The organism is Sinorhizobium garamanticum, from assembly GCF_029892065.1.
Classification (GTDB): Bacteria; Pseudomonadota; Alphaproteobacteria; order Rhizobiales; family Rhizobiaceae; genus Sinorhizobium; species Sinorhizobium garamanticum.
The window spans coordinates 1,072,500-1,093,075 of the sequence record NZ_CP120373.1; the positions used below are offsets into that span (position 1 = coordinate 1,072,500).

15 protein-coding genes and 1 tRNA gene are annotated in these 20,576 nt (G+C 61.1%); 10 read left to right on the top strand and 6 right to left on the bottom strand.

The window, feature by feature from the left end:
• The first annotated feature begins 29 nt into the window (after nucleotides 1-29).
• From PZN02_RS05185 to PZN02_RS05195, 3 genes are all read left to right on the top strand, one after another.
• Nucleotides 30-1,187, top strand: coding sequence for an efflux RND transporter periplasmic adaptor subunit (locus PZN02_RS05185; protein ID WP_280660538.1), 1,158 nt, complete (start codon nucleotides 30-32; stop codon nucleotides 1,185-1,187).
• The gene (locus tag PZN02_RS05190) at nucleotides 1,184-4,327 is read left to right on the top strand and encodes an efflux RND transporter permease subunit (RefSeq protein WP_280660539.1); all 3,144 of its coding nucleotides are present in this window, start codon (nucleotides 1,184-1,186) and stop codon (nucleotides 4,325-4,327) included. Before PZN02_RS05185 ends, PZN02_RS05190 begins: the two co-directional genes overlap by 4 nt.
• Before the next feature lie 103 nt (nucleotides 4,328-4,430).
• Nucleotides 4,431-4,985, top strand: a complete 555-nt coding sequence (locus PZN02_RS05195; RefSeq protein ID WP_280660540.1) for an HdeD family acid-resistance protein — start codon at nucleotides 4,431-4,433, stop codon at nucleotides 4,983-4,985.
• Between the two features lie 141 nt (nucleotides 4,986-5,126).
• On the opposite strand, the gene gltS is transcribed toward PZN02_RS05195, so the two are convergent.
• Nucleotides 5,127-6,332, bottom strand: coding sequence for a sodium/glutamate symporter (gltS, locus tag PZN02_RS05200; protein WP_280660541.1), 1,206 nt, complete (start codon nucleotides 6,330-6,332; stop codon nucleotides 5,127-5,129).
• A gap of 296 nt (nucleotides 6,333-6,628) precedes the next feature.
• Here gltS and PZN02_RS05205 point away from each other — a divergent pair, with 296 nt between their 5' ends.
• The 4 genes from PZN02_RS05205 to PZN02_RS05220 all read left to right on the top strand — a co-directional run bounded on the left by PZN02_RS05205 (nucleotide 6,629) and on the right by PZN02_RS05220 (nucleotide 7,975).
• Entirely contained in the window at nucleotides 6,629-6,760 is a 132-nt protein-coding gene (locus PZN02_RS05205; RefSeq protein ID WP_280660542.1) for a hypothetical protein, read from the top strand.
• Between the two features lie 38 nt (nucleotides 6,761-6,798).
• Nucleotides 6,799-7,089 carry a glycine zipper 2TM domain-containing protein gene (locus PZN02_RS05210; protein WP_280660543.1) on the top strand — a complete coding sequence of 97 codons (291 nt, stop codon included), beginning with the start codon at nucleotides 6,799-6,801 and terminating at the stop codon, nucleotides 7,087-7,089.
• A gap of 144 nt (nucleotides 7,090-7,233) precedes the next feature.
• The gene (locus PZN02_RS05215; protein WP_280660544.1) at nucleotides 7,234-7,686 is read left to right on the top strand and encodes an HdeD family acid-resistance protein; all 453 of its coding nucleotides are present in this window, start codon (nucleotides 7,234-7,236) and stop codon (nucleotides 7,684-7,686) included.
• 67 nt (nucleotides 7,687-7,753) lie between these two features.
• Nucleotides 7,754-7,975 (top strand): hypothetical protein, encoded by a 222-nt coding sequence (locus PZN02_RS05220; RefSeq protein ID WP_280661389.1) that lies wholly within the window; start codon nucleotides 7,754-7,756, stop codon nucleotides 7,973-7,975.
• Between the two features lie 136 nt (nucleotides 7,976-8,111).
• Here PZN02_RS05220 and glgB read toward each other — a convergent pair whose 3' ends face one another.
• From glgB to PZN02_RS05240, 4 genes are all read right to left on the bottom strand, one after another.
• The gene (gene glgB, locus PZN02_RS05225) at nucleotides 8,112-10,319 is read right to left on the bottom strand and encodes a 1,4-alpha-glucan branching protein GlgB (RefSeq protein ID WP_280660545.1); all 2,208 of its coding nucleotides are present in this window, start codon (nucleotides 10,317-10,319) and stop codon (nucleotides 8,112-8,114) included.
• Complete coding sequence (treS, locus tag PZN02_RS05230; RefSeq protein WP_280661390.1) at nucleotides 10,316-13,621, bottom strand: maltose alpha-D-glucosyltransferase; 3,306 nt, start codon at nucleotides 13,619-13,621, stop codon at nucleotides 10,316-10,318. The genes glgB and treS overlap by 4 nt, the downstream gene beginning before the upstream one ends.
• 21 nt (nucleotides 13,622-13,642) lie before the next feature.
• Nucleotides 13,643-16,876 (bottom strand): maltotransferase domain-containing protein, encoded by a 3,234-nt coding sequence (locus tag PZN02_RS05235; RefSeq protein ID WP_425336283.1) that lies wholly within the window; start codon nucleotides 16,874-16,876, stop codon nucleotides 13,643-13,645.
• A 457-nt stretch (nucleotides 16,877-17,333) separates the two neighbouring features.
• Nucleotides 17,334-17,423, bottom strand: a tRNA-Ser gene (locus PZN02_RS05240).
• 274 nt (nucleotides 17,424-17,697) lie between these two features.
• Here PZN02_RS05240 and PZN02_RS05245 point away from each other — a divergent pair.
• From PZN02_RS05245 to PZN02_RS05255, 3 genes are all read left to right on the top strand, one after another.
• Nucleotides 17,698-18,015, top strand: a complete 318-nt coding sequence (locus tag PZN02_RS05245; RefSeq protein WP_280661391.1) for a hypothetical protein — start codon at nucleotides 17,698-17,700, stop codon at nucleotides 18,013-18,015.
• Nucleotides 18,016-18,158: 143 nt separating this feature from the next.
• On the top strand, nucleotides 18,159-18,812 hold the full coding sequence (msrA, locus tag PZN02_RS05250) for a peptide-methionine (S)-S-oxide reductase MsrA (protein WP_280660547.1): 654 nt from the start codon (nucleotides 18,159-18,161) through the stop codon (nucleotides 18,810-18,812).
• Nucleotides 18,813-19,152: 340 nt separating this feature from the next.
• Nucleotides 19,153-20,145: a BMP family lipoprotein gene (locus PZN02_RS05255; RefSeq protein WP_280660548.1), complete on the top strand. Its 993-nt coding sequence runs from the start codon at nucleotides 19,153-19,155 to the stop codon at nucleotides 20,143-20,145.
• A gap of 203 nt (nucleotides 20,146-20,348) precedes the next feature.
• Here PZN02_RS05255 and PZN02_RS05260 read toward each other — a convergent pair whose 3' ends face one another.
• Nucleotides 20,349-20,558, bottom strand: coding sequence for a SlyX family protein (locus PZN02_RS05260; protein WP_280660549.1), 210 nt, complete (start codon nucleotides 20,556-20,558; stop codon nucleotides 20,349-20,351).
• Nucleotides 20,559-20,576 lie beyond the last annotated feature (18 nt).

Consider the following 20,576-nt stretch of genomic DNA (forward strand, 5'->3'; position numbering starts at 1 on the left):
CAGCAATATCGCGCAATCGGAACGGCACGATGATCGGACCTGTTTCTTGCATTCGCCTGATGCTTGCCTGCCTGGCAGGGACTGCGGTCCTGTGCGTCACTTCGCCTTCATTTTCCCAGCAGCAGGGAGCAGGTCAGGCAACGCCGCCTCCTGCGGTCGTCGTCGAGAAGGTCGAGGTTCAGCAGGTAAGTAACCCCGCGCGGTTTACGGCGCGCGTCGAGGCGATCGATGCGGTGGACATCCGGGCGCGCGTCACCGGCTTTTTGCGTGCCGCGGAATTCACGGATGGCCAGGCCGTCAAAACCGGGGACACACTGTTTGAAATCGAGCCGGATCAACTCGAGGCCTCGGTCGCTTCGGCGCGGGCGCAGGTCGCGCGCGCGGAAGCGACGCGGAAATCGGCCGAAAGGACCCTTGCGCGCAATCGGGACCTCTTCGCCCGCAACACCGTTTCGCGGGCCGTGCTGGATGATGCCCAGGCCGCCTTCGATGTCGCCGCCGCGGACGCGCTGGTGGCCGCGTCGGCTCTGAACACTGCTGAACTCAACCTGTCCTATACCCGTATCACGGCGCCGATCTCCGGCAGCATCGGCCGCGCGATGTTCACGGTCGGCAACCTGGTCGGGCCCGATTCCGGTTCGCTGGCGCGAATCGTAAGTCTCGATCCGATTCGCGTGGCCTTTGCCATGACCGAGGGCCTGCTTGTCACTGCCCGGCAAGAGGAAGCAAGCGGAGGCCCGCTGGATCCGGGTGCATTCAAACTTTCGCTGCGTCTCGCGAACGGGACCGAATACGACGAGGCTGGTCGAATCGAGTTCGTCGAGAATGAGGTCGACCCGCAGACCGGAACAGTCACCGCTCGCGCGGTCTTTCCCAATCCTCATCACGTGCTGATCCCGGGACAGTTCGTCACCCTCTCCATAGAGGAGAAGGAGATACCCAAACTGCCGGTGGTACCGCAAACGGCGGTGTTGCAGGATCGCGAGGGGCGCTTCGTCTATCTGCTCGGCCAGAACAACACCGTCTCGCAACGGCGGATCGATACGGGCGCGCGTGTAAGCAACGGCTGGGCGGTTACTACGGGTCTCAACGGCGGCGAGCAGGTCGTCGTCCAGGGAATCCAGCGTCTCGCCGAGGGTATGACGGTACAGCCGAGCGAGGGCCAACCCCTGGATGGCGGCCCATGATCTCCGATCTGTTCATTACCCGGACCCGGCTGGCGATCGTCATCTCGATCATCATTTCAATTGCCGGCGCGATCAGCATCTTTGCGCTGCCGGTGCAGCAGTATCCACAGATCACACCGCCAACCGTGAGCGTCTCGGCAACCTATCCAGGCGCTAGCGCCGATGTGATTGCCGATGTCGTGGGCGGCCCGTTGGAAACGGCTATAAATGGCGTAGCCGACATGATGTACATGTCGTCGACAAGCTCGAATGCCGGGCAATATTCGCTTTCCGTGACCTTCGAAGTGGGCACCGATCCCGACATTGCGCAGGTAAACGTGCAGAACCGGGCGCAACTGGCGATTTCACAGCTCCCGTCCGCTGTAGCCCAGCAAGGCGTATCCGTGCGGTCGCGCTCGCCCGATTTCGTGCTCGGCATCGCCTTCTATTCGCCGGACGGCAAGCTCGACGCGCTCGAGATCACCAATTTCACCGCGACAACGCTCGTCGACGGGCTCTCGCGCGTGTCGGGCGTCGGTGAGGCCACCGTCGTCGGCGCGTCCGAATACTCGATGCGTGTGTGGCTCAACCCGACACGCATGGATGCGCTCGGCATCACAGCCGACGATGCGGCAGCTGCGATCCAGAGCCAAAATATCCAGGCTTCCCTCGGGCAGGCCGGCGCGCCCCCGGCGCAGGAGGGCACAGAGTTGCAGTATACTCTGGTCGCCCAAGGGCGGCTCATGAGCGCCGAGGAGTTCGGCGATATCGTCGTGCGTACCGGTGGGGCGGGCGCCGTCGTGCGGCTCAAAGACATTGCTCGAATCGAACTCGGTGCACGGAGCTATTCATCGAGCGCGTATTTCGGCGGGCGCGAAACGGCGATGCTGCAGATTAACCAGGCGCCTGGCGCCAACGCGATCCAGACGGCCAATGCGGTGCTCGCCGAGCTCGAACGCCTTGCTCCAAGGTTCCCAGCCGGCCTTGAATACCAAGTCGTTTATGATGCGACGCGGTTCGTCCGGGCAAGCCTGTCGCTGATCGTCGAGATCCTCATCGAGGCTTTCCTGATCGTGCTCTTCATCACATTCCTGTTCCTGCAGGATTGGCGCGCCACCTTGGTTTCGGCGGTAGCCATCCCGGTTTCGATGCTCGGCGCCGTGGCCGTTCTGCTGGCCTTCGGATACTCGATAAATACGATCTCGCTGCTCGCCCTGGTGTTGGCGATCGGTTTGGTCGTCGACGACGCAATCCTTGTCGTCGAGAACGTCAAACACGTCATGGAAGACGACCCCGCCATCGATACGGCGGGTGCGACCCGCAAGGCGATGCGGCAGATCACGGGGCCGATCATCTCGACGACGCTGGTGCTGCTCGCCGTCGTAACACCGACCGGATTCCTGTCGGGCATCAACGGCCAGCTCTATCGTCAGTTTGCGGTCACATTGTCGGCCGCGCTGGTTCTCTCGTCCATAGTGGCGCTGACGCTCAGTCCGGCACTCAGCGCAATCCTTTTGAAACGCGGACAGGGCGGTTACCGGCGCGGTCCGCTCGGCTGGTTCACACGCGTCCTGAACGCGACGCGCGACGGCTACGGCCGCGCAGTCGCTTTCCTGGTGCGCCTGTGGATCATCCCCCTCGCCGCGCTTGCCGCCTGCTTCCTCGGCGCCTTCCTGCTGTTCACCCTCCTGCCCACCACCTTTATCCCCGACGAGGATCAGGGCGCCCTGTTCATGGACATCCAGCTTCCGGACGCCGCCTCGCTTGATCGTACGCGGGCGGTCGTCAATGAGGTCGAGCGTGTGCTGTCGACGACGGCCGGCGTCGAAAACGTCGTCTCCGTCGCCGGCTTCAGTATCTTGCAAGGCACCGCCTCCCCCAATGGAGCGATGGTGATCGCGGCCCTCGACCCGTGGGGTGAGCGCGAGACGCCGGAATTGCAACTCAACGCCATCCTTGCAAAGTTGCGGGCGCAGTTCTCGACCATACCTGGAGCCAATATCGCCGCCTTTGCACCACCGGCGATTGCCGGAATCGGCGCGGTCGGCGGTCTCGACCTGCGCCTGCAGGCGCTGGAGGGGCAGCGGCCGGAAGAGATCGCCCAGGTGGTGCGCGCATTCGTTTCCGAGATAAGCCAGCAGCCGGAAGTCGCCGGTGCGACGACGACCTTCAGCGCCGACGTGCCGCAGATATATGTTGACGTCGACCGCATCCGCGCAGAGGCCCTGGGCGTGAGCGTAGCCGACATCTATTCGACGATCGGCGCGAGCTTCGGCTCTCGCTACGTGAACGATTTCACACTGCAGGGGCGCGTCTTCCAGGTGAATCTCCAGGCTGACGCCGAGCACCGCGCGGATGCGCAGGACATCCTCAATCTCCATGTCCGCAACCGCACGGGCGCGATGGTGCCGCTCAGAACAGTGGTGTCGACAACGACTGTTCTCGCGCCCTTCGTCATCTCCCGTTACAATCTGTCGGTGGCAGCCCAGATAAACGGGCAAGCCGCGCCCGGTGGCAGCTCGGGAGCAGCCATGGACGCGATCGAACGCGTGGCGGCACAGGAACTGCCGGCGGGATACGGGTTCGAGTGGTCCGGTCTGTCGTTTCAGGAACGGCGCAGCAGCGGACAGGAGCCCATCATCTTCGGGCTAGCCTTTCTGTTCGCTTACCTGCTCCTCGTCGCACAATACGAAAGCTGGACGCTGCCCATCGCCGTCATCCTGTCACTCGGCGCCGCCCTGTTCGGCGCGACCGGAGCGCTCATGCTTTTCGGGCTGCAGAACAGCCTCTACGCGCAGATCGCCATCGTGCTCTTGATCGGGCTCGCGTCGAAGAACGCCATCCTGATCGTCGAATTCGCCAAGGAACGCCACGAGGAAGGGCAGTCTATCGCCGATGCCGCACGGCTCGGCGCCGAACAGCGCTTCCGCGCGGTGATGATGACCGCAGTCTCCTTCATCTTCGGCATCGTGCCCCTCGCGGTCGCGACGGGCGCGGGAGCCGGCGCCGGTCGAGCGGTCGGCGTCACCATCCTGGGCGGCATGGTGGGGGCAACGACGATCGGCCTCTTCATCATCCCGACCTTGTTTGCCGTGACCGAGCGCGTTGCGGAATGGGTTTCCACGCGAACGAAGGCCGCGACGGAGCCGCCCGTGACATAGCCGCAACACCGGACCAGCGCGGCTTGGAGGTGTGTCACCACACAGGACGGCGGGTGGGCGCCCGCGAGCGATGGAAGATTTGAACCCAACAGAGGAGGAAGACATGACCACCTACGATTCTGGAACGTCCACGACTCTCTCCGCGCCGCCGACCTGGCTTCGTGTCCTACTCGGGATCGTCCTGCTCCTCGGAGGCATATTCGTGCTGGGTGACGTCGCATTGGCCACGCTCGTCAGCACACTGCTCATCGGCTTTACGGCGATTGCCGTCGGCGCATTCGAAATTGTTCACGCCTTCTGGACGAAGGGCTGGGGCGGCTTCTTATGGCAGATCCTGCTCGGGGTTCTCTACGTGATCTTCGGCTGGATGGTGGTGAACCAACCCATCTCGGGCGCTCTGGTCCTTACCTTCATCCTCGGGCTGGTGTTCCTGGCGTCGGGCATCGTGCGGGTGATTGTCGCCGTCAGGCATTGGAGCGGTGGCGGCTGGCTGATGCTCATCTCAGCAATCTTCGGCATTCTGGCCGGGCTAATCATCGTCTCGGGCTGGCCGGCGACAAGCATTTGGGTACTCGGGCTTCTGCTGGGGATCGACCTTATTTTCCACGGACTTGCATGGTTGACCCACGCGTGGTCACCGTCGACGCAGCCGGCGTAACGGGGCCTCGACCGGCCCTTGCAAGCACGTCACCGCCCCTGGCAAATCGGCGCCGCCGTCGACCCGGACAAGAGCGCTGCGGACGAGAGCGCGCCGATCCGGAGGCGGACGGCTTGTGCGCGCAGCAGGCGTCCGGACCCCCTATCTCACCATAAACGTGATGATTCCGGCATTGGCGATGTCGATGAAGAATGCCGATACCAGCGGCAGAATGATGAAGGCGATTGGAGCAGCGCCGTGGGTCTTCGTCACCGCGGCCATGTTGGCAATCGCGGTTGGGGTCGCACCGAGTGAGATGCCGGCGAAGCCCGCCGAAATCACCGCGGCGTTGTAGCTGCGCCCCATTGCCGGGAAAACGACGAACAAGATGTAGGCGACCGCGGTCACGGTCTGCAGTGCCAGCACAACAAGAATCGACAATCCGAGGCCTTGCAGCGTCCAGAGCTGCAGGCTCATGAGCGACATCGCGAGAAAGATGTTCAGCGAAAGATCGGATATCAGCGAAAGCGGCCGGGTCCTCGTTGGCCAGGGCAGCCGCGGTGCGAGGAGCGGGACCGTGTTGGTCAACAGGATTGCAAGAAACATGCAAACGACGAAGAGCGGAAGCTTGATGCCAAGCTCGACGACCAGTTCGTGCAGCAGGTAGCCGCCAATGACCGCAATATTCATCACAAGCAACGTTTGCAGCACGGATTGGTAGCTCACCTCGTCTGCGTGCCGATCGGCCTGTTCGTTGGAAACCCCGACGATCAACTCCTCATCCATTTTCCCGTGAAGGCCATTGCGCGAGACGAGATGACGCGCAATCGGTCCGCCCAGAATGCTCGCGATCACGAGGCCGAGCGTCGCACTGGCAATCCCGACTTCCATTGAATTGGCGAGGCCGAAGCGGGTGGAGATCGTCGGTGCCCAGGCAATGGTGGTGCCGTGCCCGCCGACAAGCGAGGCTGAGCCGAGCAGGATCGAGAAACCGGCAGGTAGGCCGAGCAACGCCGTGCCGCCGACGGCGACCACGCTCTGGATGAAAAGAAAAGCGAGCGTCAGCGCCAGGAGGACGAGAAAGGGCCGCCCGCCGGCGATCAGGTCGGAGAGCCGCGCATTCAGCCCCACGCCGGTGAAAAAGTACAATAGCAGTAGGTCGCGCGCGCCGAGTGCAAAGTGTATTTCGGTGTCAAATAGTGCGTATGCCAGCAATGTCAGAAACGCGGAAATGAGGCCTCCGGTGACAGCCTCCGGGATGTTCCAACGCGAAAGGGCCGTGACCGACCTGTTTAGCCGACTGCCGACGAAGAAAACCAGGATCGATATGGTGAACGTCAGGAAAGCGGGAACCTGCAATGCCGACATATTCTTTCCCCGTGTGGTCGCGCTTCAAGCCCCCGCGTGCACTCCTCCGGGAGGGGCGTCGTGTGCCGGCCGGGCCGCGAGACAATCGATTCCCTCTAGGAATTTTGAAGATTACACGTTAGCATTGCGCTCGGGCAATCCAAGCATGTTATGGAAGTGGTGCCAGGAGCGGATAACCGCTTCAAGTCATAGGCAAGTTCCACAAGTTCATCCGGCATCACCAGCGGTACCCAGATCTGATCGGCGTCCGCACCGGCGCGGACGGCCCCTACATCGGTCAACCAGGGAGTAGCGCGATGGCGACCAAAGCTGAGCAGAAGCTGTTCCTGTTCGCTCTGACCGCGATGGTTGTCGGCTCGATGGTCGGCGCAGGCATCTTCTCGCTCCCGCGGACATTCGGCATTGCGACAGGGCCGTTCGGCGCGTGATCTTGCAGAGATTGGCCACTCTCACAAAGGAGCATGCCATGATCAGAAGGATAATACTTCCTCTCACACTTGCGACAGTGGCCGCCATTGCCGTTGGCTGCGCGACCGAACAGAATCAACGCGGCTTGAGCGGAGCTCTGATCGGTGCCGGAACAGGGGCGGTTGCGGGCCAGCTGATTGGGCGGAACACAACGAGCACGGTTGCCGGTGCGGCTGGCGGAGCTCTGGTGGGAGCCGCGATCGGGACTGCGACAACCCCGTCCTACAATCGTGGCAACTGCAGATACAGACAACCGGACGGCACAATCATCATCGCGCGGTGCCGGTAAAACCGCCCCGCCTCGCGCTCGGTGCAATCTCACATGAGGGACGGCGAGCGGATTGCCGTCGAGTGCCTGCGCTGATCGTCGTGCACCGCTCTTGCCTGTGCCCGCATCATAACGGGAACGAGCAGCCGGAGCGACGAGGAAGCCATGGCATCTTACGACACCATGCCGCGCAATGCAGGTGGCGACCCGAGCAGCCCCCCGGCTTCGGTTCGCGTCGTGCTGGGCGGCGTCATGATTCCGGCGGGATTGGTCGTCCTAGCGGATGTGGCGTTTGCGTCGATCGTTACTCCAGTCTTCATCGGAACCGCTGCGATCCTGGTCGGCACATTCGAAGTCATCTACGCCTTCTGGGCGAGAAGATGGGGTGCCCTGTCATGGCAGACGCTGCTGGGATTTCTCTATATCGCTCTCGGCTTGATGCTCACCGACGTCGCCGGATCGAGTGTGATGCAGTTCCTACAGCGCCGCGCGTCTTCTCGGACGCGCAAAGGTCGCTGTAGCACTTTGAATTGCTGCATGTTTTTATCCTTAAATCGGCTACGATTTAAGGAAACATGCAGTAGCATCCTTCGCGACCCGGTCTGCACGCACACATGAACTGTTTCAAACCTACGCGATCGGCCTGCTGTTTATATTCTCGGGCATCGTTAGGATCCTGCTCAGCATAAGCCACTGGCGTGAGGCAGGATGGACCATGATGCTGTCGGGAGCCTTCGGCGCCGGCGCAGGGTTGGTCATCTTGGCCGGGTTCCCGAAAATGGCTCTTTGGGTCCTTGCGCTCTTGCTCGGGATCGATTTCCTGGCGCATGGCGCGGCGTGGCTGAGATTTGCATTTTTCCCTCGGCCGAATACGGGTGGAGACAACGCGGTACCACCGCCCGTATGACCTGATTGCCGAAGGATGCTCCGTCAACCGCAAAGGGCGGCGTCAACTCCTGACTGGGGGTTACCTAACAACGGAGACGCACTGGCAAACCCGCACGCAGTCGTTCGCAGACGTCGACAAGAGGGACGAATGGCCCCTACCGCTTCCACCGCAGGAAGACCGTCGCAAGCGGCGGCAGTGTGAGAAGGATGGAGAATTCCTTGCCGTGCGCCGGCTGACGTTCAGTCCAGGCTTCAGCCTGCCCGAGATTGGATCCTCCATAGATCGCCGCGTCGGTGTTGAGCACAACCTCATAGCGCCCGTCGATCGGCACGCCAACACGATAATCGTGCCGCGGCACCGGGGTGAGATTGGACATAATCAGGAATTGCGAGGAGCGGTCTTGCGAACTGCGGAGCATGCCGTAGATGGAGTTTTCGGCATCGTCAGCGACCGCCCATTCGAAGCCAGCCGGGTTAAGGTCGCCGAACTGCAGCGCAGGTTCTCGCACATAGAGCCCGTTGAGATCGCGGATCAACTGCTGAATGCCCGCATGTTCGGGCCGGTCAAGCAGGTCCCAGTGCACAGAGCCGTCATGGCTCCATTCGCCTTCCTGGGCAAGCTCGCCGCCCATGAAGAGCAGTTTCTTGCCTGGATGCCCCCACATGAAGCCGTAGTAGGCGCGCAGGTTCGCAAGCCTCTGCCACTGATCGCCGGGCATCTTCCCGAGCAAAGAGCCTTTGCCGTGCACCACCTCGTCATGGGAGAGCGGCAGCATGAACCGTTCGGAATAGGCGTAGATCATGCCGAAGGTCATCGCGCCGTGGTGGTATTTGCGGTGGACCGGTTCCTCCTGCATGTAGTGCAGCGTGTCATGCATCCAGCCCATGTTCCATTTGAAATCAAAGCCGAGGCCGCCCTCCTCGGGCGCCTTGGTAACGTCCGGCCAGGCGGTCGACTCTTCCGCGGCGGTAAAGGCATGCGGGCAGCGCTGATGGATGATGCTGTTCAAGTGCTTGAAGAACTCCACCGCTTCAAGGTTCTCGCGACCACCATATTGATTGGGTATCCATTGACCCTCCTCGCGGCTGTAGTCCCGGTAGAGCATCGAGGCGACTGCGTCCACACGCAACGCATCCACATGATAGTGCTCCAGCCATTCCAACGCGCTCGCAATCAGGAACCCTTTCACCTCGTTGCGGCCGAGATTGTAAATCAGCGTGTTCCAGTCCCTGTGGAAACCCTCGCGTGGATCCTCATGCTCGTAGAGTGCGGTGCCGTCGAAACAGGCGAGCCCCCAGACATCGGTGGGAAAATGCGCCGGCACCCAGTCGAGGATGACGCCGATGCCAGCGGCATGGCAGCGGTCAACGAAATAGGCAAAATCCTCCGGTGTGCCGTAACGACCGGTGGGAGCGAAAAGGCCGAGCGGCTGGTAGCCCCAAGAGCCGCCGAAGGGATGCTCCATGATCGGCAGGAATTCGATGTGCGTGAAGCCGAGATCCCGCGCATAGGGGATCAGCCGCTGGCTGAGTTCGACCCAGTCGAGCGGCCGGTTTCTCTCCTCAGCGAGCCTCAGCCAGGACCCGGGATGCACCTCGTAGACCGAGATCGCGCCTTCGCCCCACTGTTCGGCGCGGCGGGCGCGCATCCAGTCCTCGTCGCTCCAGCGGAAAGGTTTCGACGAAGCGACGATCGAAGCCGTCGAGGGTGCGGCTTCGCTGGCGCGGGCAACCGGATCCGCTCTCTGCGGCAGGAGATTGCCATGAGCGTCGAGCAGCTCGAATTTGTAGCGCTCTCCATGCGTGAGGCGCGGAATGAAGATTTCCCATACACCGGCCGATGGCCGCAATCGCATAGGATGTCGGCGACCATCCCAACTGTTGAAATCGCCGATGACGGAAACGCGCCGCGCATTGGGTGCCCATACGGAAAAACGCACGCCCTGGACACCATCGACCTCCATCGGAATGGCACCCAGTGTACGGCCGAGATCGTAATGGGTGCCCTGGGAGATCAGATGCAGATCCAGGTCACCGAGCAGCAGGCCAAAGGAATAGGGGTCCTCCGTCTCCTGCACGGCATCGGGCCAATGGATGCGAAGGCGGTAACTGGCCGCGCCACCGATTGCACCGGCGAAAAGTCCGCCGTCGTGAATCATCTCCAGCCTCGTGAGCGCTCGCTTGGTATCGGACTCAACCACGTCCACGGAGACGGCGCCGGGCAAAAAGGTCCTTACGACGTTGAGATCGTCATATCGATGGCGACCGAGGATAGAGAAAGGATCGCCATGCCGACCTTCGACGAGAGCCTGAAGGCCTTCAGCGACGGTGCCGATCATCAGGTCTGCGCGCTCATATCTCATGCGACGTTCTCCAAGAGTCTCGATGCGATAGCCGAGAAGCCGGCAAGCGGGAGCGGTAGCCAGTTGGGGCGATTGCGCGCTTCATAAGCGATCTCGTAGGCCGCCTTCTCCAGCAGGAACAGGTCGAGGATGCGGTCGCGCGAAACCGGACGTAAGTTGAGTCCTCGCGTTTTGCCGATTGCGTCGAAATAACCTTCGAGGAAGGCAGGTTCCGCCATTTCGATGAAGCGCGTCACGAGCGCGGCATGTCTTCGATCGTCCACCTCGCTCACCAGTTCCCGCTCGAGATCGGCGGCTGCCGCAAGATAGCTAAGTGATCTCAGCAGCCCTGCGACATCCCGCAGCGGATTGGTCTTGGCGCGGCGTTCAGCGAGATCGCGGGCGGGTTCGCCCTCGAAATCGATGATATAGGCATCACCCTCCGCAACCAGGATCTGGCCTAGGTGGAAGTCGCCGTGATTGCGGGTCATCAACGTGCCCGCCGCAGACTTTGCAAGATACTCGGCCACATTCAAAAGCTTCTCGCGTCGTTCGACGAGTGGTCCGATCTGCAGAGCGATCTCCGGGGCGAGGCGGTCCCGGGCCTCCTCGAGGATGGCGAGGCTTTCCTGAATTTTCTTCTTCGCGGCATCACCCCATCGTTCGGCATCCTCGTTGGACATGCGTACCGGTTTGAAATCTTCGTTGTCGGTCGGCTGCGCCAGCGCCACATGCAATTCGCCGAGCCGCTTGCCAATCGTCGCAGCGAAATCGACCAACGGCCTGAAATACTCATTCGCCATGTCCACTTCGACACCGGTAACCATCACCTCGTCGATCGCGCGGCGCAGGTTGCTGAGCATCCAGTCCCAGGCATCGCCTTGATTGCGGATCGCTCCTTGTACGACCATCAATGTGCAACGGCTGCCATCCGGCGCCGTGTGTGCGACTTCGCCGAACAGTTGTGCGGTGTTCCCGTATTCGACTTTCGTCAGATAGCGGGTCATCTCCACCTCCGGATGGACACCCGGCTGGACGTGGCGGATGAGTTTCACCATCGCGATCTCGCCGATGATGAGCGAGCTGTTGGATTGCTCGGCTGAGAGCCAACGCACCGGCAGGTCGTCGGTCGGGCTCATGCGGTCGAGCTGGTCCGTCCCGAGGAATTCAAGCGTGCCGGCCCGGCCGGAGATCACCGCACGTTCGCGGAGCCCGCGGAGGATCCCCCGTGCCAGGTCCTCTATGGCAAATCCGTCGGTCAAAAATCCGACGCGGCGGCCTTGGCGGAGGCGAGCAAGGGCGAGTTGTTGCGCAAGCGCCGTTGGCTGTCTGTCATCCCACGACACCGCAAGTGGCAGCAGATACGTGTCCTTGCGGCCGTCGAGCTCGGCTTCCAACTCTCCGAGCAAAAGGTTGTGGGCGAACGGAAGCGGCGTGGCGGTGATGAGCGAGGCATGTCTTAACCTCTCGCCCTTGGCGCCGAACCAGCGCCGCTTGTCGAGATAGGCCGGCAGTACCTCGTTCGAGAGCATGCCGGATAGCCGTGGCTCATCGACCAGTTCCTGCAGGTCGCGACGCACCACCATGGTCACCATGTCCTGCATCTGCTGCGGCGGCTCAGCGCGCCAGGCCGGGCCGTCTGCCTCTTGGGCAAGCAGGAACCAGAAGAAGCCATAGGGGGGCAGCGTGAGCAAGTAGGTGAGCTGACCGATCGGCGGGAATGGCGACATGCCAGTTAACTCGATGGGAACGCGGCCGGCAAAGTTCGCAAGGTCGAGCTCGACAGCCTGGGGCAGGCGCGACAGGTTGGCGACGCAGAGGATCGTGTCGTCACGATATTCGCGAAGATAGGCAAGAATCTTCCTGTTGCCGGGCGAGAGGAACCTTAGGGAACCGCGCCCGAATGCCGAATGCTTGTTGCGCAGCGCCAACATGCGCCGTGTCCAGTTGAGCAGCGAATGAGCATCGGCGCCCTGCGCTTCGACATTGACCGCCTCATAGCCGTAAAGCGGATCCATGATCGGCGGCAGCACCAGCCGTGCCGGATCGGCCTTGGAAAAACCGGCATTGCGGTCCGGCGACCACTGCATGGGCGTGCGCACACCGTCGCGGTCGCCGAGATAGATATTGTCGCCCATGCCGATCTCGTCGCCGTAATAGATCACAGGCGTGCCGGGCATGGAAAATAGCAGCGCGTTCATCAGCTCGACGCGGCGACGATCCCGCTCCATGAGTGGCGAAAGACGACGCCGGATTCCGAGATTGATGCGGGCTCGACGGTCGGTCGCATAGATGTTCCAGAGGTAGTCGCGTTCCTCGTCGGTCACCATCTCCAGGGTCAGCTCGTCATGGTTCCTCAAGAAGATCGCCCATTGGCATGTCTCCGGGATTTCCGGCGTCTGCCGCATGATATCGGTGATCGGGAAGCGGTCTTCCTTGGCTATCGCCATGTACATGCGCGGCATGAGCGGGAAGTGGAAGGCCATGTGGCATTCATCGCCGTCGCCGAAATAGTCGCGCGTATCCTCCGGCCATTGATTGGCCTCGGCAAGCAGCATCTTGCCTGGATGGGTGGAATCAAGGGCCGCGCGGATCTTCTTCAGGATCGCATGCGTCTCGGGCAGATTCTCATTGATCGTGCCTTCTCGTTCGACCAGATAGGGGATCGCATCGAGCCGGAAACCGTCGATGCCGGTCTCCAGCCAGAAGCGCATCACACTCAAGAGCTCCTCCAGCACCGATGGATTGTCGAAATTGAGGTCAGGCTGGTGGGAATAGAACCGGTGCCAATAATAAGCGCCGGCGACGGGATCCCAAGTCCAGTTGGATTTTTCGGTGTCGAGGAAGATGATGCGGGTCTCCGGGAACTTCTGGTCTGTATCCGACCAGACATAGAAGTCCCGCTCCGGCGAGCCGGGGGGCGCATGCCGTGCCCGCTGGAACCACGGATGCTGGTCGGACGTATGGTTGATGACGAGCTCGATGATCACCCGGAGCCCGCGTTGATGCGCGGCTTCCACGAAGGACTTGAACTCCTCCACCGTGCCATAGTCCGGGCTGACATTGGTGTAATCGGCGATATCGTATCCGTCGTCGCGACGCGGGGATGGAAAGAAGGGCAAGAGCCAGATGGTATTGGCGCCAAGCGAAGCGATGTGATCGAGCTTCTCGTGAAGGCCCTTGAAGTCCCCGATGCCATCGCTGTTGGCATCGAAGAACGACTTGATGTGAAGCTGGTAGATGAGCGCGTCCTTATACCACAGCGGATCAGGTTCTTGCGGGCTGGTCTGATCATGCTCCTGGTCGCGACGTGTGATCACCATGTCCATTTTGTTTCTCCTGCCTTATCTCACGCGCCAGATCGCAAACGGCAGACCGACATGCGGATCGAGCCGAAGATGCTGAACCTTGCCGGTCCAACTGAACGTGTGACCGGCGATCAGGTCTTCGAGGTCAAGCGTGCCACGGTCCGGGAGGCTCCATGACCGGAGCGGGATTTCCACATCCGCTTCATGAGCATTGTAGGGATCGAGGTTGACCGCGATCAGTAGGGCGTTCTCGCGCCCCGGACTCGTCCTCTCATAGAACATGATGTTGTCGTTCCAGGCGTTGAGAAGCTGGAGACCGAGATGCGAATGCAGAGCCGGGTTTTCCTTTCGGATCCGGTTGAGCATAGTAATTTCGGGTTTGATATTGCCCGGCCGATCGTAGTCCCAGGCGCGGATCTCATACTTTTCGGAGTCGGCATATTCCTTACGCTTGGCGTCCGGCCGACCCTCGCAGAGTTCGAAACCATTGTAGACACCCCAGAGTCCTGACAGCGTCGCGGCAAGTGCCGCACGGATCAGATAGGCCGGACGCGGCGCGTTCTGCAGGAAGTCTGGGTTGATGTCGTGCGTGTTGACGAAGAAATGCGGACGGAAGAACTCCTTCGGTTCCTGCGTGGTGATCTCGCGCATGTATTGCTCGAGCTCCCACTTCGTGTTGCGCCAGGTGAAATAGGTGTACGACTGAGAAAAGCCGATCTTCGCGAGCCGATACATCACCTTCGGCTTCGTGAAAGCTTCCGACAGGAAGACGACATCCGGATGCCGCGATCTGATATCGGCGATCAGCCACTCCCAGAAGGGGAAAGGCTTGGTGTGCGGATTATCGACGCGGAAGAGTTTCACGCCGTTGTCGACCCACATCTGCACGATATCGCGCAGCTCGATCCAGAGCGACGGGATCGCGTCCCAGCTATAGAAGTCCACATTGACGATGTCTTCGTATTTCTTGGGCGGATTTTCCGCGTAACGAATGGTTCCGTCCGGCCGCCAGTCGAACCAGCCCGGATGCTGTTTCAGCCACGGGTGGTCGGGCGAGCACTGGATGGCGAGGTCGAGCGCTATCTCCAGGCCCTCGCGCTTGCCGGCGTCCACCAGACGACGGAAGTCTTCGAACGTGCCAAGCTCCGGATGGATCGCGTCGTGGCCGCCCTCCGCCGAGCCGATGGCATAAGGGCTGCCCGGATCCTCCGGCGCCGCGCGCAGGCTGTTGTTCCTGCCCTTGCGATTTGTCTTGCCGATAGGATGAACCGGCGGGAAATAGAGCACGTCGAAGCCCATGGCGCGGATGGCCGGCAGCCGCTTGATGACGTCGTCGAATGTGCCGTGCCGGTTCGGGTCGCCGCTCTGTGAGCGTGGGAATATCTGGTACCAGCTTGCGAAGGCGGCGGCCGGACGCTCTGCATCAAGAGGGATAGTCTGCGATCGGAGCCGATGGGGGCGTCGATCCGCCATCGCCATCAGCTCGGCGGTTTCTGCCGCCAGCAGGATTTCGATGCGTTCGGCATCCTGCACCGCCGTCAGCTTGTCGAAGAGGGTTTTGAGTCGCGTCTTGATCTCGCCTTCCGCGTAATCGAGTGCCTCCAGCACGAAGTTGATGCCCTCCTGGATTTCGAGCCTGAGATCGAGCCGCGCATCGTGCTTCTTAACGAACTCGTAGCGGAAGATCTGGAAGTGACTGCGCCAGGCTTCGATCGCGAATTCGTGCCGTCCCAAGCGCTTGGGCGTGAATTCCGCACGCCAGCGATCATTTTCGACCAGCTCCATGTGAACTTCGTTCCAGCCGTTTTCGTCGATCGCTCGCCAGCGCAGGACAGCCGAAAGGGGGTCGTGGCCGTCGCCGAAAATATCCGCCTCGACCTTCACCGTCTCGCCGACAACGCGCTTGACCACGAAACGGCCCTCATCGACCGCCGGCGTGATCTTCTCGATTGCCAATCTCGAAGACGCGGCCGCCTCGTTGGCATCGGGTACTTGAATCGCATCAACGATCGGAACGGATGACTGTCCTTCGAAAATGCGCAACTCGCCCGGCTTCAGCTTGAGATGGGCGTCAAGAACCTCGTCTTCGGCCTGCGGGTCGGAGAGCGGGAGGAATAGGGACGCAGCCTCCCGCAAGACATTGAACGGTGCGTTGACGACGCGCCGCAAGTCGCGGTTGAGGACAACGACGCGGACTTTCTGCGAGGTGCGAATGTCGGCCTCGTCTGTCAGCATCAGAGCGACGGCCGGAGTCTGGCTGGCGGAGATAAGCTTGAGCGGTTGCCGCGCGAAGCCGGCGGCCGTCTTGTTGGTCCCGCCGTTCACGGCGCGGATATCGTCGGAAAGATCGAACGAGCCCTGTTTGCGAAGGCCAAGCAGGCCGGTTCCGTCGCCATGCAACGGATCGAGCGGCGTGGCAGCACCGTATTCGAAGCCCATTGGAATCATCAGGCCGCTGGCAAATGTGGAAGCGAGTCTCAGCGCGCGGACGGCCTTGCGCTGCAGCACTTCACAACCATCGGTGCCGTGGGCGATCCGCCTGCCGAACGGCGCCTCCGGGAAGGTGACTTGATACCCGATCTGCCGCTGGATCTGATATTCGTCTGTGATCCACCGTTCCTCCAGGTTCCACCAGGCAAGCGAGGAGAAGCTGCCGTCAAAGCCCACCCCGTCAAGCGCTTTACGGTCTTCGAACGCGCTGCCCGGCGTCCAGGCAAGAAAGATTGTTTCTGGCGCCAACTTACGGGTCGAGGCGATAAGATCGTACCAGGCCTCCGGCGCCAGGCGGCCGATGCCTAAGCAGCGAAAGCCCGCAATACCGAGGCCCGTGAGCCAAGTCATACGATTGCGCCAGTCCTCGATGTGCCTGACTTCGTCCCTGAAATCGATGCGCCGGCTGCAGCTTTCCTGCGGTGCCACGCGCGGATCGGCGATGATGGACCCCGCAGGCTTGTGATCGATGGCCACCCGATCCGCGACGAGGTCGAGCATTAGTTTGAGATCATTTTCCCCAGCCGCCTGGACCAGTGCCTTGATGCCATCCTCGACGGACTCACCGAGCTCCAGGTCAGGATCGAGCCGATCGAAGTTCCCGGTGACGAAGACACTCGCATTATGGCCGCGCTCAAAAAGGGGTGCCGTTAGGACTGTATCAAAACCTAGGTCTTTGGCGTGCGTGAACAGCTCTCTCCACGCGTCGTATCCCTTCAGCATCAAAGGATGCACGTAGTAAATCTGTGGCGGTTGCGAAATCGAGATTCGCGAAGCGATTTGAGGGCGCGTGTCCAACGGTATTGCCTCCGCTGCACGGTATTAGGGCCTAACGGCAAGGCCGCCATGCTTGTTCCTTCGAAACTGGCGCAATTGGCCGTCTGCTCCGACTGTGGGCATGGATTCAGCTCGGAAAGTCATCGGTCAGCACAGGAAGTCATCGGAATGTCCGTCAGCACTCTTGCGCTCCGCTGATACCCACATTTTCCGATTTCGGTACCCACAGAGATACCCGCAAATGGTTGGGCTACAGTCGCGATCGGTGGGAACCGATCGGAAACGCAAAGCAAAAATCCGCAACAAATCAAGACCGCGTGAGTGTCTATCGGTATCGTTGGGAGATGCCCGACCTGAGAGATAGGTAACAGAACGTACCTAAGACATCGGTGACAACCTCGTGCGGAACGGGTTGTCGATGGTTTGAAGGTTCTCTGCTGCGGGTCGGACAAGAAGCTAATGGCGGACAGAGAGGGATTCGAACCCTCGATACGCTTTCACGTATACACGCGTTCCAGGCGTGCGCCTTCAACCACTCGGCCACCTGTCCATCCTTAAGCAGCCGCTGGTTAATCCGGCTGGATGGGGAAGAGCAAGCTCTTCCGGCGTGCGCCGGACGAAGCGGCGGACGGGCGCGATATATACCGATGATCCACGCGGGATCAACTGCTTTCTGACAGTTTATTGACATCTTGTGCGATGGTCTTGGCGAAGTCGACCATTGCGCTCGAAACTTGCGGCGCCTATCTCTTGGCGCACAAGCGTAAATGATCGGAGAAGCGCGCATCGGACGCGCATCGGGCCACGGCGGCGAAAGGACGAAGATGCGGTTGCTGCTGAAGCTTGCAAGCTTTCTCGCGCTGGCGGTGGCGGTGCTGGCCGGAACCGTCGACGCGATCCAGTCGGTTGCCGCCTCGGAGCCGGCGATGACCTCGCTCGCCGATGCCATATCCGCCCTTGGCCCGGAGGCACTCAACTGGGTGCATAGCTTGCAGCGCACCGGCGCGGGCCCTGCCATCTGGTTGACGGCGCTGCAATGGCTCCTTGCCCGGCCCGCTTTCGCGGTGCTCTTGGCGCTCGCGCTGCTCCTGTGGATGGCGGGCTACAAGAAACGCCCCGCCGCCGGGCGATTTGCCGCCTGATCACTACTACAGCGCCGTACGTCTTTTGAGACGCACCAGCTGCAGCACTTTGAATTACTGCATATTTTTAAATCGGCTCCGATTTAAGGAAACATGCAGCAGCCGGTCCTCGACGCATTCCGCGCGCACGAAAGGAGCCGCAGATGTTTCTGATCAACATGTTCAACAAGAAGACGATCCTGCCCGACGCACAGACTGCGCTTCGCGGGCGCGAGGAGGAAATTCCGACGGCAGAGACACACTTCGTCTCCGGACGTCCGCTCAAGGGCCCCTACCCCGAAGGCATGACGCAGGTGCTTTTCGGCATGGGCTGCTTCTGGGGCGCCGAGCGGCTGCTCTGGAACATTCCTGGTGTCTACGTGACCGCCGTCGGCTATTCCGGCGGGCTGACGCCGAACCCGACCTATCAGGAGACCACGACCGGGCTCACCGGCCACGCGGAGGTCGTGCTCGTCGTCTACGACCCGACCAAGCTCTCCTTCGCAATGCTGCTCAAGACCTTCTTCGAGGAACACGATCCAACCCAGGGCATGCGGCAGGGCAACGATATCGGCACCACCTACCGCTCAGCGATCTATGTCTATGACGAGGATCAGCTTCGCGAGGCGAACGCTGCTCGCGACGCCTTCCAGAGGGCGTTGACGGCCTTCAACCACGGCGGCGAGATCACCACGGAAATCGGCATGGCCGGGCCGCTTTACTTTGCCGAGGACTATCACCAGCAATATCTCGCCAAGAACCCCGACGGCTACTGCAGCCTTCGCGGCACCGGAGTGAGTTGCCCGATCGGCCGCTAGGCTTGGTCGCCTACGGCATGATGCCGTAAATCGGAGCCGATTTAAGGGCAAAATCATGCAGCGATTCAAAGTGCTACGGCGACCTTTGCGCGTCCGATTGGACGCGCGGCGCAGTAGCGGGAACGGCGTGCCGATTGCCCCTTGGAACGGGCGTCCGACGGCTCCGCGTCGGGCGCTGTATCTTTTTTACCATCCGAAAAATTTTGAGTGTTTTTTTGCGGAAGCCATGCAAGGATGCGGCCACCCAAGCCTTAGCAAGAGAGGGGCGGGTTGCGCGGACGGGCCCATGGGGACCTACTGCCAGACCCGATAAGATCAATAGCGACGACAGGGCTGCACGATGAAAAAAACCATTCTTGGTCTCTTTGCTTTCTCCATGATGTCCGCCACGGCATTGGCCGCCGACATCAAGCCGGCGATCATCTATGATCTCGGCGGCAAGTTCGACAAATCCTTCAACGAAGCGGCATTTAACGGCGCCGAAAAGTTCAAGACAGAATCAGGTATCGAATACCGCGAATTCGAGATCGCCAACGATGCCCAGCGCGAACAGGCGCTGCGCCGCTTCGCCAGCGACGGCAATAGCCCGATCGTGATGGCCGGCTTCAACTGGGCGGCATCGCTCGAGAAGATCGCTGCGGAATATCCGGACACGAAGTTCGCGATCATCGACATGGTGGTTGAAAAGCCGAACGTCAAATCGATCGTGTTCAAGGAGCAGGAAGGCTCCTATCTGGTCGGCGTGCTCGCCGCTCTCGCTTCCAAGTCGAAGACCGTCAGCTTCGTCGGCGGCATGGACATTCCGCTGATCCACAAGTTCGCCTGCGGCTATGTCGGCGGCGCCAAGTCGGTCGGCGCGGACGTCAAGGTGCTCGAGGCCTATACAGGCACCACGCCGGACGCCTGGAACGATCCGGTCAAGGGCGGTGAAATCGCGAAGTCCCAGATCGATCAGGGCGCTGACGTCGTCTATCACGCTGCTGGCGGTACCGGCGTTGGCGTGCTGCAGGCGGCAGCGGATGCCGGCAAGCTCGGCATCGGCGTCGACTCCAACCAGAACATGCTGCAGCCGGGCAAGGTCTTGACCTCGATGCTGAAGCGCGTCGACGTTGCCGTTTATGACTCCTTCATGGCCGCCAAGAACGACAAGTTCGAGTTTGGTGTTTCCAATCTCGGCCTCAAGGAAGATGGCGTCGGCTATGCCCTCGACGACAACAACAAGGCCCTGATCACGCCGGAGATGCACGACACGGTCGAAAAGGTGAAGGCCGACATAATTGCCGGCAAGGTGCAGGTGCACGACTATATGAGCACCGAATCCTGCCCCTACTAATTGCGGTGACCTGACATCAAAAGGCCGCCTGCTTCAAGTGAAGCAGGCGGCCTTTTCGTTTCTCCTGCATTTCCTCAAATCGGGTACGATTCAAGGAAACATGCAGTGCTACAGCGACCTTTCCGCGTCTCAAAAGACGGCGGCGCCGTCGGCGGAACATCATGAAACGCGGCTTCCGCCCGCATTCTTATCTCTTGACTGACTCAGTAATGCGGCGGGCGGGACACCGGTATCGCATCGCGCGTCTGCTCCTCGAGGCTCAGGAAGCGCTCCGTCAAGCGGTCGAGCTTCACCCGGGTTTGTTCGAGCACCTTCCACTGCTCTGCGAGCTGGTCCGAAAGCTCCTCGATGGTCTTCGCCTGGTGCGCCAGCATTTCCTCGAGACGAGTGATCCGGTCGTCTGCGTCGCTCATGTGATCGCTCCTGCGTCT